This window comes from Levilactobacillus suantsaiihabitans (assembly GCF_004745505.1).
Classification (GTDB): Bacteria; Bacillota; Bacilli; order Lactobacillales; family Lactobacillaceae; genus Levilactobacillus; species Levilactobacillus suantsaiihabitans.
In genome coordinates this window covers 70,241-83,464 of record NZ_RKLX01000012.1, presented here as the reverse complement: position 1 = coordinate 83,464, position 13,224 = coordinate 70,241, and the positions used below count along the sequence as shown (strand labels likewise).

6 protein-coding genes and 4 tRNA genes are annotated in these 13,224 nt (G+C 50.9%); all 10 read left to right on the top strand.

Annotated features, from left to right (window positions below):
* Positions 1 to 46 precede the first annotated feature (46 nt).
* The 10 genes from EGT51_RS08405 to EGT51_RS08360 all read left to right on the top strand — a co-directional run bounded on the left by EGT51_RS08405 (position 47) and on the right by EGT51_RS08360 (position 12,327).
* Positions 47 to 119: transfer RNA gene (locus EGT51_RS08405), tRNA-Asn, on the top strand.
* A gap of 29 nt (positions 120 to 148) precedes the next feature.
* Positions 149 to 221, top strand: a tRNA-Thr gene (locus tag EGT51_RS08400).
* Positions 222 to 490: 269 nt separating this feature from the next.
* Entirely contained in the window at positions 491 to 811 is a 321-nt protein-coding gene (locus EGT51_RS08395) for a PTS sugar transporter subunit IIB (RefSeq protein WP_135368266.1), read from the top strand.
* Between the two features lie 430 nt (positions 812 to 1,241).
* Positions 1,242 to 2,723 carry a peptide MFS transporter gene (locus EGT51_RS08390; protein WP_135368265.1) on the top strand — a complete coding sequence of 494 codons (1,482 nt, stop codon included), beginning with the start codon at positions 1,242 to 1,244 and terminating at the stop codon, positions 2,721 to 2,723.
* 69 nt (positions 2,724 to 2,792) lie between these two features.
* Positions 2,793 to 3,608 (top strand): metallophosphoesterase, encoded by an 816-nt coding sequence (locus EGT51_RS08385; protein WP_135368264.1) that lies wholly within the window; start codon positions 2,793 to 2,795, stop codon positions 3,606 to 3,608.
* A gap of 82 nt (positions 3,609 to 3,690) precedes the next feature.
* Positions 3,691 to 3,773: transfer RNA gene (locus EGT51_RS08380), tRNA-Tyr, on the top strand.
* A gap of 10 nt (positions 3,774 to 3,783) precedes the next feature.
* Positions 3,784 to 3,855: transfer RNA gene (locus tag EGT51_RS08375), tRNA-Gln, on the top strand.
* Positions 3,856 to 4,064: 209 nt separating this feature from the next.
* Positions 4,065 to 7,070 (top strand): leucine-rich repeat domain-containing protein, encoded by a 3,006-nt coding sequence (locus EGT51_RS08370; protein WP_135368263.1) that lies wholly within the window; start codon positions 4,065 to 4,067, stop codon positions 7,068 to 7,070.
* 377 nt (positions 7,071 to 7,447) lie between these two features.
* Positions 7,448 to 8,983 (top strand): DUF5776 domain-containing protein, encoded by a 1,536-nt coding sequence (locus EGT51_RS08365; RefSeq protein WP_135368262.1) that lies wholly within the window; start codon positions 7,448 to 7,450, stop codon positions 8,981 to 8,983.
* Between the two features lie 383 nt (positions 8,984 to 9,366).
* On the top strand, positions 9,367 to 12,327 hold the full coding sequence (locus tag EGT51_RS08360) for a leucine-rich repeat protein (RefSeq protein ID WP_135368261.1): 2,961 nt from the start codon (positions 9,367 to 9,369) through the stop codon (positions 12,325 to 12,327).
* Positions 12,328 to 13,224 lie beyond the last annotated feature (897 nt).

The window sequence follows — 13,224 nt, the reverse complement described above, 5'->3', positions numbered from 1 at the left end:
TTGGGGGATCGCCCCCTGCGAGGATAGGACGTTGCCACGCGATTATTCCGGCATAGCTCAGTTGGTAGAGCACCTGACTGTTAATCAGGTTGTCGACGGTTCGAGCCCGCCTGCCGGAGTCGGGTTAACCTGGTTAACCAATTGATATGCCGGCTTAGCTCAGCTGGTAGAGCATCGGTATCGTAAACCGAGGGTCGGGGATTCGAATTCCTCAGCCGGCATCAAAACTGTCATTAGTCGTTTAGACTGATGGCTTTTTTTGTGTTTCCATTTTAAATGGCCTTTTTGAAAGCGAATTCGCCGCCACGTCGCAATCAACAAATTGGTATAGGTCGATGTGAAATAATTGGTATAGAACTTAAAACGCCGACATATGGCTGATTAAGATAATAAATTAAATATTGATTTATTTCATAAACCTATTGTGGTCTACTCTTGAAAGTGATATTCTTAACATATCGAGAAGAGATAACTAAAGGGAGCGGACATCATGAAAAACGTCTTATTATTATCAGGGAACGAAAATTCAAGTCACTTATTTTTAGGGGAAGCTAAGCGGACCGCTGAAACTCGGCAAGTTCCTTTGAACTTTAAGGCAAGCGTGATGGCTGATCTGACGCCGGAACTGTTAGCGGAACAGGACCTGGTCTTGTTGGCCCCACAAACCGCTAGTGACGCTGATGCCGCAGCTATGAACACCCAAGTCCCAACGGTCGATATTCCGAATGATATCTACGGTTGGTTAAACGGCCAAGCACTGGTCAAATTTGCTTGCCAAGAATTGGGGTTAAGCGTCGTGGGTGCCCGTTAAATTTAACGCACGAACTGTGAGGAGATCTGTCGATTTGACAGGTCTCTTTTTTGGCTACTTAGAAGGCCACTGGGGGCGATTGGCTGCTTTTGGACGTCCGACTAGGGGAACCGGTTGTCCTCGCATAATTAGGGCAATTTTGGCGAATTTTATACATAAAAATACTAATATTCGGGGACGGGGCAAAATGAATAAAAAATAAGAAGATTGCATGAGATGGCTAATACTTTCATCATTATTTTTCCGCGGCCTGACGGGGTATGGCGGCTTTTTTATTAGGAAAACCGTTGCGTAACGGGCCTTCATGCAGTATAATTACTACTATGTTTTATTAGAGGTCTATGAGACATCGTGACCATCGGGTTTTGTGATGGGTCCTGCGAAAAATAAAATTATTCATTTTCAAGATTGCAATGGAGGTATTATCGTTTTGAATAACAAACCAGAAACAACCAGCCAAGACCGAACGTTCTTCGGTCAACCGCGTGGGTTATCGACGCTGTTCTTCACAGAAATGTGGGAACGGTTCAGTTACTACGGGATGCGGGCCATCCTGATCTACTACATGTACTACTCTGTGACCAAGGGTGGGTTAGGCTTTAGCCAAGCCACTGCGGCTTCTGTGATGTCCATTTACGGATCCATGGTTTACCTGTCTTCCGTTTTAGGGGGATACATGAGTGACCGTGTCTGGGGGAGTCGGAAGACCGTCTTCATCGGTGGGGTTTTGATCATGTTTGGGCACATTGCGTTGTCCGTTCCCGCCGGATCCATGGCACTGTTTATCTCGATTCTGCTGATCGTCTTAGGGACTGGGCTGTTGAAGCCGAACGTTTCTGAAATGGTTGGGGGCCTCTACGATGCAGGGGATACGCGTCGTGATGCCGGGTTTACCATCTTCGTCTTCGGGATCAACTTAGGTTCCTTAGTCGCACCAATCTTAGTAGGTTGGTTAGGGTTAAGCTACAACTTCCACTTAGGGTTCTCCTTAGCCGCTATCGGGATGTTCTTAGGACTGGTTCAATACTGGATCGGTGGAAAGAAGTACCTGAGCAAGGACAGCTTATACCCAACTGACCCGCTCGAACCCGGTGACATGAAGAAGTTAACCGTTCGCGGGACGATTGGTTTAGTGGCCTTTGGGTTGATCGTCTTACTGATGTACTTATTGGGTTCATTGAACTTAAACAACTTCGTGCTGTTACTGTCGATCATCGCGATTGCCGCACCAGTGGTTTACTTCGTGATTTTCTTAACCAGCAAAAAAGTGACGACCGTGGAACGCAAACACGTGTGGGCTTACTTGGGCCTGTTCATCGCGGCCATGATCTTCTGGGCCATCGAAGAACAAGGGTCTTCCGTCTTAGCGCTGTTCGCCGCTAACCAAACGAACAACCACTTCTTGGGCTTACACATCTTGCCAGCTTGGTACCAAATGTTAAACCCGCTGTTCATCTTAATTTACACGCCATTCTTCGCCGCACTGTGGAACCGTTGGGGCAAGAAGCAACCTAGTTCACCTGCCAAGTTTGCGACTGGGATGCTGTTTGCCGGGGCTTCTTACCTGATCATGGTGATTCCTGTGGTCATGTTTGGGACCGACACCAAGGTTAGTCCCCTCTGGCTGGTTGGTAGCTGGGCCGTGGTTGAAATTGCCGAACTGCTGATTTCGCCAATCGGGTTATCCGTGACGACCAAGTTAGCGCCAAAGGCCTTCCAATCACAGATGATGAGTATGTGGTTCCTGGCTGATGCCGCTGGGCAAGCCGTTAACGCGCAAATCGTTAAGTTATACACACCAGAAAACGAAGCAGCTTACTTCATGGGCGTGGCCATCGTGGCGATCGTCGCTGGGGTCATCATGTTCGCACTGGTTAAACCAATTAAGAATTTAATGGCCGGTATCAAATAAATTTGTTTCTGGCGAAAAAGTGCTACTCTGTTATCGGAGTGGTACTTTTTTATTTTAAGGAGGCGCAACATGGTACGAGTCGCTTTGATCAGTGATCTTCATTTGGACGTGAATCAACAGGATGTGGCGACGGTGGTGCGCCAACAGGCTGCGTATCTCACGCAGCAGCGGGTGGGGGTCTACCTGATTGCGGGCGATATTACCAATTATTTCGACCAGTCACTGGCGTTCGTCACGCAATTACAGCAGGCCATTGCCCCGGCGCAGGTCCGCTTCATTGCGGGTAATCATGACATGTTACATGATGTCACGTACGCGGGCCTAGAATCGCCGCTAGCGCCCGTTTACCTGCATCGTGGGTATTTAGACGTCGCGGACACTAACTGGCGTGTCATCGGCAATAATGGCTGGTATGACTACCGATTTGCCGACAACCTGGTGAATCGTGACTTTGCCGTTTGGAAACGGGCCTACTGGGTCGACAGCACCATCGCCCAGCCGATGAGCGATCCCGCGCGCTTGGCCGTGAGTTTGGACCAGCTGACGACGCAACTAATGGTGGCCCAAGCGGCGCACAAACGGGTGCTGGTGATGACCCACTTTGTACCTCGGCGCGATTACATCCGCTATACGGACGATGACCGCTTCTGGAACATGGCCAACGCCCTGATGGGCAGTCCGCAGACCGGCGCCTTACTGGAAAAGTATTCAGTTCCCGTAGTTTTATTCGGTCACAGTCACCACCGCTTTGCGCCCGCTACCTTTGGTCACACCACGTACCTCAATCAGGCGCTGGGGTACCACAATCGCCGCATTAACGAGTGGTCGCAGCCGGATTATTTCACGGAATGGCAGCGGCGTTTAAAAATTTTGGACTTAAAATAAAAAAATCTGCAAAAAAGTCTTGACGGTTTATGCAGAATTTTGTATGATAGTGAAGTTGATTCGTTACGACGATTCATCTTTTGGTGGGGTAGCGAAGTCTGGCTAAACGCGGCGGACTGTAAATCCGCTCCTTCGGGTTCGGTGGTTCGAATCCACTCCCCACCATTTTTATTATTGGGCTATAGCCAAGTGGTAAGGCAACGGGTTTTGATCCCGTGATGCGCTGGTTCGAACCCAGCTAGCCCAACTAAAAAACCGATCACGGTGTGTGGTCGGTTTTTTTATGCGCATTTTTCTCGCAATCCTAGGGTCGGCCGATAAGTGGGCGACAAAGCCTGGTAGTGATTGACTGGCGGCGTCGATGAATTATATTACCCTAGAAATGATTGCTGGTATTTTCAATTAATCCCGACTGACAATTGCCCCGGGGGGTGGTAGGATAACCTTGAGAGTAAAGTGGCCGGTAGCTGGGGGCTAGCGGGGGCCTTATTGGTCACACAGCCGGTCTATGCCGACACGCGCGTTGGTGACAACGATACGGATCCCCAAACAGAAATGGTCGCGGATACCACCGCAGCGACGACCCCCGTTGCCAGTGTGACGCCGAGTGCAGTCAGTACCGCCACGCCGACCACCGCAGCGACAACGCCGACCAAGCCAACCGCGCCAGACAAGCCAACGGTAACAACCAAGCCAACCACGAAAACCACCACCACGGTGACCACGGCCGTCCAGCCGGATAAGCTGGCGGTGGGCGTTTCACACCAGACCCATCAGGCCAGTGTGACGCCGACCTACGCGCTGCGACACCAGTTCTTGCGGCGTCAGGTCCAACCGACCGCAGCTGAGCCGGCATCCGCTAGTGACCTGCCGGCGTCGGTAACCGGCACCACTGAGACCACTACGCCGACCGCGGACGTCCCCGTGACGCCAGCGGATACGGTCGCACCGACCGTCACCAGCGCGCTGACCTATCAGCTAAATGCTGGTGGGGATGGCTACATCGTCACGGGCCGCCAACCAGCGACCACGACCACTGACATCACGATCCCCGATACGTATTTGGGCAAGCCCGTGACGGTGATTGGGGCGGGGGCCTTTGCTGGCGATGGGCTGACATCGGTTACGCTGGGCAACAATCTCCAGTGGATCGAACAGGATGCCTTTGCCAATAATAAATTGAAAACGGTTAAAATGACGGACGGCATCTGGTCGGTTGGCGACAATGCCTTTAGCAATAACGTCTTGACCAGTGTGGACTTGAATCAGGTGTCGGCCATCAATATCGGCGCCTTTGCCCACAACGCCATCACCAGTCTCGTGATTTCGGACAAGGTCACAGCGATTGCCGCTGACGCCTTTGTAGACAACGCCATCAGTCAGCTGACCCTGGGGCCCAACGTCGAGGCAATCGGGACGGCGGCGTTTGCCCACAATCAGATTGCGGGACCGCTGACCTTGCCGACTAAATTAACGGCGCTGGGCGACAACGCCTTTAACACCAACCAATTGACGGCGGTTCACGGTTTGGACCAACTGACGGTGCTCAATACTGGCGTCTTTGCCAACAACCGGCTGAGCGGGACATTGACCTTGCCAGCCAGCATCACCAGCGTAGGGGACCTGGCCTTTGCGAACAATCAGCTGACCGGGCTGACCCTAGATGACGCCCTGACGTCGATTGGGACGGACGCGTTTGCTGACAACCGGATAGAAAATTCACTGACCTTACCGACTAACCTGACCGAGCTGGGGGACGGCGCGTTTGCGACCAACCGTCTGACTAGCGTGACTCTGAACGATAAGATCACGCGCGTGGGGATCCGCACCTTTGCCGACAATCAACTGACCGGGACGCTGAATTTGCCGACCAGCATTGTCAATGTCGGGACGGACGCCTTTGCCAACAACCAGCTGACCGGCTTGACTGGTGGGGCGAACGTTAAGACGATTGAAGCGCGAGCCTTTTATAATAATAAATTGACCGGGGTGCTAAATCTAGCGGATACGGTGATCAGCATTGGGGCCTACGCGTTTGCCAACAATGTCTTGGATAAGCTGACTGGCGGGGCTGGGCTGATTACCATCAACGACCATGCCTTTCAAAACAATCAGTTACGAGGAACGCTGATACTGAGCAATCCGCTGACCGACGTGGGGGCCTACGCCTTTGAAAATAACCAGTTGACCGGACTGGAACTGCAAAACAACGTTAACAGTCTGGCAGACTATTCCTTCGCGGATAATGACCTGAAAAAGATTACGGCGACTGGTAAAATCGGGACGATTGGCGACTACGCCTTTGCGGGCCAGAAAAATCTGGATAATGTGGGCACCACGGCGCGGATCGTTAACGTTGATGGGGATGGTGTGATGACCATTCATCACGTGCAAGCGGCCATCGAGGCCCAGCTTGATATCGACATTGACCAGCTACAATTTAAGCTAACCGACTCGCAACAAGGCGCCACTTATGACAGTAACTCGGATACGCTGAAATTGCCGGCCAAGGTCACTGACGCGACGGTGACGGTCAGCCTGGTGACGGGCGGCACGGATACGGGGCGTTATAGCGTGAATAACCTGGAGTTTGTGCTGAAGCGGTATGTTAAGGCCGATGTGGCGATTCCTAGTAATTTGCGGGATGAAGGGCTGCTGGACATGCTGATCGGTATGAAGGCCGATAAAGTAGCAAGTAAAGGTCTTGTTGGTGATACTGAAACTGTAAAGGTTCCTCAAGTTGGTGGCTATAACGCGGACCGGCAAACCATTCCGGCTTTGGTCAATGCGGACGGCACGATCACCGCTCTGGAAAAGGTCAACTATACTGCAGATCTTGGTCCAGGTGGCGGTGGCCATGACGAACCCGGCACTGGCACGGACCCGGCGACTGATTCTAGTACGCCAACGGATCCTGATCCCACCACGGATCCTGGGAGTGAGTCGCCGACTGATACACCGACGACACCAGACACCCCAGTGACGCCGGCTACGCCGGAAGTACCAGAAATACCAGAAGCGCCGACCACGCCAGCGACCACCACTACCGGCGCCGACGATACGATTCCCCAACCCGCGACGATTAAGCCGGACCTCATCGATCTGCACCACGCCGCGTTGATTACCGCTAAGGACCGGGCGCGCCTGGCGACATCTCAGCGTCAGGGTCAACCGGCGACAGCGACCCATGGTAAATGGGTTAGCGGTTACCGGGAGTCGTCTGGACGGGTGACACCGGCTAGGGTGATCCGCATGGCGGCCGCTGACACGGCAATGACTGGCGACGCTCCGGCTGAGTCGACCGTCAATCAGTTGCAGACCCAGTCCAACCAAGCGACATCAGCCACGGCGAGCCGCTTGCCACAGACCAACGAACGCCGATCAGTTTGGCGATGGTTGGGCGTGAGTTTGCTAGTTGTTTTGAGTTGGGTTGGCCTGACTAGAAAACAGCGACATGAATAGATAATGCTGACGAGTGACGTCCGGAATTTGGCGGATGGCGCTCGTTTTTTAGTGTGGTGTCAAACGAAAAATTGAAGGAAAAGAGTGAACTGTTCTTGTCCTTGGAAACAGGCCTCAAAGCGCTTATCGTTAAGCGTTTTCTTGCGCTAGGCTCGGAACGAGCCGTAAGTGAACAATCCGGTGGTGGAGGCAGGGGGAGTGAACTAAAAGACTGCCTTAGTGTATAAATTATTTATCTGGATGTGGTCGCTTCATAATTGAGCCAATTTGGATGTTTTTTGAATTGCTTGGTTTAGCCTCAAATTATATTTACATCTATCAACATTTTATGAAAAAAGGTAAATCTAAAATGGTACAATTACAACGAGGTGAGAATAATGCATAGTAGACGAATTTTTCAGCAAATTTTATTAAGCCTTTGTACCATAATTGCCGTGTTTGCTTTGGGATTAGTTGCAGATTCTAAAAAGGTAGTTGCGGAGGCGGCAGAAACTTATCGGTTCGAAATGAATGTTTATATGGTGTCGGATGAAGATGCTGATAATAAAGTAGATATTTACCTTAACGATCCCCGTTTGGTGGCACCACTTGATAGTAAGTATATTAACGGTAACACTGCTAACAATTATTTGCATAACATGATGAAAGACGTATTTAAAGATGGTAAGAATGTATATGACGAACTCAATGTCTTTTTTGACTATTCCAATAATATTATTACATCTTCAGAAGCTGTTGAAAGACTGATTGACATTTTTAGCTTGGATGATTACAGTATAATCACATCAAAGCTTGTTGAAGACAAAGCCGAAGCATTCTTGTTAACATTCCCAAATTCATCAGTCGACATGGAAAAAACGCGAGCTGAAGCGCAAAAGGTTGTTATCCCTGAGAAAGTTACGCGCAGTGATGAAAATGAGTACAGTGATTATCTATTGCCGGATTTCTATATTTATATCAAAAAAAATAACTATAAGATGACAATTAAATACGTATTACCGGATGGTTCCAAAGCCGCAAGTGACACCGTTGTTGCTGGCTATGAAGGGAAAGCTTCAGCAGATATTGAGAGTCCGGCAGTCGAAGGCTATGTTCCTGATAAAAAGGTCGTGACCGTTAGCTTTAATAATGATAAGCAAGACAATATTACAACCGTTCATTATGTAAAGTCTGGTAGTCAAACGACTTCGCCTAGTGTAAATGACTCTGCAAGTTTAACCGCTGACAAACAAGCGACGATTACAGTGGGCCAAAAAGTAAGCGCTGACACATTTAATGCCCACGCAACGGATCGTGCTGGAAATACGATTCCAGTTAACGTGGATACGAGTCAAGCTGACTTAACTAAGCCGGGGACCTACGATGTCATTCTCAAAGCGGACAACGGAAAATCGATGACGGTGAAATTAACGGTTAATGCTGCGGAAGCCAATACAGAAACCGTTGCGGCCAAGAAGTCTGCGATTTATGGCTTGAAGACGTTGTACTTGTATCAAAAGCCTACTTTTAAGCAGAGCCAGAGAATCGTTAAATATGCTAAGGCAAAACGGTCGCAACGTCCCATGTTTGTCGTCACTGGGTATGCCCGTTCCAACGTCGGTTTATTGCGGTATCAAGTCAAGGATGTCAATCACAACAGCAAGACAGCTGGTAAGACGGGATACATCACTGCCAGAACAGACTTTGTTGGCCCGGTCTATTACCAGAAAGTGGCTAAGCGAATCAAAGTTCTTAGCAAGTCAGGAATCAATGTGTACAAGAACTTAAACCTGACTGGAAAAGTGAAAAACGTCAAGCAGGGAAAGACACTCAAAGTAATTGCCATTAAGCACCACAACCTAACGACCCGGTTTGTGTTACAAAATGGGCAGTATATTACGGCCAACAAGAAACTCGTCATGGCCGTCAAATAGTTTGTAAAATTCACCAAAAGCGGCTGCCAGGAATGGCGGTCGTTTTTGCGCTTAGGCCAAACAAATTTAGGCTGCCAATTGGTAAACGACGTCGGTAAGTGATGTCGTTTTGCTGGGCTTGAAAAAAGTTTCCCCTACCACAGATTAGCGAACCTGTCCCCTAAATAACCCTGGTCCAAGACGATTGTGGTCAATCTAAGTCGGTTGAGGGCAACTAATCTAGCGATAAACGGTGTCGGAAACGCGGTCAATTTGAATAGACGATAGCGGTAATCGTTCACCTCTTTGGCAATTAACTGGGCCTGACGAATTGCCGGGGGCGTGCTATCATATTAGTTATATTGTATCGAATCATCATAAATGTGAAAGGATGCGTCAGGGTCATGCGGAGTAGTCAGTTAGAACAACAAACACGGTGGGGAGGACCTCAGCGTAAATGGTTTTACGCGGGACTCACCGTGGTGGCATTAGGGAGCGGCCTAGTGCTCAGTGACCCAAGTGCGCAAGCCGCTGCGACACCGGTAGCGGGGGAAGTCACTGGCGCAGATCAGTCGTCCCCGGCCGATGGTCAGGAGTCGATTGCGGGTAGTGAAGGTAACGCGAACGACGCGGTAGAGGATACCAGCGAGGATACTGGAGACGATATTGAAGGCGGTACCGATGACGATGTTGAGGACAACCAGCCGGATATTGACGCGGGGACCGATGATCAGTCACAGGATTCCGGCACAGATACCGGTGAATCGGATAAGGATGCCGAAGATCCAGTGTCGCCGAAGTCACTGGTGGCTAAGGATGAGTCCTTGGCTGACGATACTGCCAACGCCAGTCAGCCACAGGAGCCGACAGATGAGGTACCCAACACTGACGCCGAACATCAGCCGGCGGACACACCAACGACCGATGTTCAGTCCCAAACCGATACCCCAGCGACAACGACAGCAGCCGATTTTAGCTATACAAAAAATGACGACGGTTCATGGACGGTGACCGGATTTTCCGACACCTTTAACAGCGGCGCCACAACCATTGTGATTCCGGATTCCTATCAAGGCCAGGCAGTCTCGACGGTCGGGGATGGCGCCTTTAGTGGCAAGAAGTTGACGGCGGCTGGATTGGCCAAATTGACACAGGTCACGCTGGGGCAAAATGTGCATCTGATTGGGGCAGACGCCTTTGCGGACAATGCACTCACGACCGTCAAATTTTCTGGTACTTGGCTGTATATTCATGACGAGGCCTTTGCGGACAATCAACTGGCTGACATCGATCTAAACGGCGTGGTGCAAATCTGGCAGGCCGCTTTTCGCGACAACCCGTTGACCACGCTGACGCTACCAGATTCGGTCGAAATGATTGGGGCGTCGGCCTTTGCCAACTGTCAACTGACACACCTGCAGTTAGATGATCAGCTGATTTCAATCGATACGGCGGCCTTTGCGGGTAATCAGATTCAGGGGAGCCTGACGATTCCGGATAGTCTGACGGCTATTGGGGATCAGGCCTTTAGGGGCAATCAATTGACGGACTTATCCTTAGGCAAAAGTGTGACGACGATCGGAACGGCAGCGTTTGCTGATAATCAGCTAAAAGGCGCAGTGGTCGTGCCAGACAGTGTGACTAAGATTGGTGACAACGCCTTTAGTGGCAATCACCTGACGGATCTAACGTTGGGACAAGGGGTGCAGACTATCGGCAAGCAAGCCTTTCAAGGCAATCCGCTAACAGGTGCGCTGGCGATTCCAGCTAGTGTGCAAGACATTGGGGATGAGGCCTTTGATGGTGCGCATTTGACGGGACTGACGTTTGCGGAAGATGCTCGGCTCAACCGGATTGGGGTTCAGGCCTTTAAAAATAATCAGCTGACGACGCTGGTGTTGCCCGATAGCATCACCAACATTGAAACGGGGGCATTTAGCCAGAACCAATTGACGGGCGAGCTAAAGTTGCCGGCGCGTCTGACGAACCTGGGTGACTGGGCTTTCGTGAACAATGGTCTTCAGCGGCTGATTGTCAATGACCGGCTGGAAAAGATTGGGACAGCCACCTTTGCCAATAATAAGCTTGCCGGGGATTTGATTTTGCCAGCGACGTTGACGAATGTGGGGGATAACGCTTTTACGAACAATCAGTTAACGTCTGTGACTTTGGATGATCAGTTAGCAACGATTGGGGATGCGGCATTCCTTAAAAATCAACTCACAGGTAAGCTGATTTTGCCTGCTAGTCTAACGAGCTTAGGTGCATCTGCATTTAAAGACAATCGGCTGACGGGCGTGCAGATAGGTGACGGCCTCACGGAAATTAATGACGGGACTTTTGAATACAATCAATTACGAATGCTGACGTTGCCGGAAAAAATTGAAAATGTTGGTGTGTCAGCGTTCGCCCACAACTACTTAATTATGATTAATATCGGGAATGATTTTATTCACTTGAATGATGATGCTTTTGCCTACAACCGGCTGGAAAGCTTAAATGCTGCGAGAAAGCCTTGGTCAAATGGCGAAAACGCGTTCAGTCATCAGGAGTTTTTGAAAATCCAACCAAAAAATCGGCAGAAAACGACGGTGAAAAACGTCCGTGCGACCTTGATCGGGACGTTGGGCATTAACGACGATGCCTTGCGAGAACTAACTTTCATTTACGATGGCCAGCCACTGGCTTATGATGAAGAAAACGACACGCTTACGTTGCCTGCCAACTGGCCAACTGACACGCCAACAACCTTATCCGTCGTCTTCACGTCGAGTGGCCAGTATACCGGCCAGATCGGGTTTGACAACCTGGAGATTGCGGTGCCTGCGCTGGGCGCAACCGATTCAGGCAAAACGCCGACCGCGGAAACGGATCCGCTCCCCGATGAAACGACGCCGGGGAACACCCCTTCAACGCCAGGCGATAACAGCACGACTACGCCAACCACTGATTCGTCAGTTATGGATGGCGGTTCAACGGCCGTAATCCCGCAGCCCAGCGCGTGGACGCCCGAGCAACACGCAACGGGGCGGGTGGCCAATCGGGTCGTAGATCAGCTGACCTGGCACCGCAATGCCGACCCAAACGCCACCCCGCAGTTGCGCCAACGTGATCGCTGGACTTGGTCAGCAATCACGCCCACGGTGAGCCAAACGCCAGCGGTGGATGCGGAGACCGTGTTGACGACTGGGTCACAACCGGTCCGCCACCGCACGACATCCAGCCGCACAGGTCACCGCAACGCCAATGTGGCCGACTTAACGCTGCCACAAACCAACGACGCCACCACCCCCTGGCAGGCATTCGGCCTGACCTTGCTCGCTGGCCTCGGTTGGCTAGGGCGGGGCTTACGCCAGCGTCACTAACTGAAGGTTGAACCTAAAATTAACACGCTGATTGCTGCAATGACAGTGTTCTGACACCTAAATTTGGTGAAACCAGGCGCTTGCGTCAGCCAGGGTTCCGCCTGCTCTGGGGAACACCTCCAGACTGAGAAGCGGTCTTCCGGTTCGCTTGAGAGCCTGGCAAAGTCCGCCAGTCTCTCAAGTCGTCCCGCGCTGTAGGCTGAGACAAAACCTCAGCCAACACCTCAGCCAACACCGCCGACACAGCTGACTCCACCCTGGCTGCCTCCGGCAAGGTTGACGGTTATCAGTAACACTGTGTTGATTAAAGACTAGTCGTCAATGTGGCTACTATTTGGGGTTAAGACGACTGTTACTGGCAAGCACTACCGCAGCCGAGAGTTCGCCAAATATGGGTTCAGCCGCTTAACAAGAGTGTGACGACAGGCGGTTAACTGGCGAGCATTAACGGTGCTAGGCGGATAATCCCGGGTTTGGATTATTTGCCTAGCAGTGTTAAGCGGAACCAGTTGCCTGTTGGCGCACGTTTCGGCCATGAAGCCACTTTGAGACGTGAGCTTCGGCTCAAAGCGAGGTGTCGAGACCGTCCTTTGGCTCGACCCGTCCGCCCCAGCGTTCCAACCCATATTTGGCGAACGGTAGGCGGCCAGTTTTCATTGTGAGGCTGAAAACGACTATTTTTAACACCATGAGTCGCATGATAACAATTGTTTTATCTGATTTTCGTATTTCAACCTTCAGTTACCAAAATTAACCGCTAAGACAGACTGGCCCTGGTTGCCAGTCTGTTTTTTACTCGGCGCAGCCTTTTCCCGAAAACACCCCGGGAAATCCTCCCGAAAAAATTGACAATCCCCCCGGAACTTCGCTAAAGTCAAATTAATAATTGCTCCAGAC

Excerpts from the sequence above, each read along its gene's own strand:
- EGT51_RS08395 (WP_135368266.1), top strand. The coding sequence starts at position 491 with ATGAAAAACGTCTTATTATTATCAGGGAACGAAAATTCAAGTCACTTA.
- EGT51_RS08385 (WP_135368264.1), top strand. The coding sequence starts at position 2,793 with ATGGTACGAGTCGCTTTGATCAGTGATCTTCATTTGGACGTGAATCAA.
- EGT51_RS08365 (WP_135368262.1), top strand. The coding sequence starts at position 7,448 with ATGCATAGTAGACGAATTTTTCAGCAAATTTTATTAAGCCTTTGTACC.
- EGT51_RS08360 (WP_135368261.1), top strand. The coding sequence starts at position 9,367 with ATGCGGAGTAGTCAGTTAGAACAACAAACACGGTGGGGAGGACCTCAG.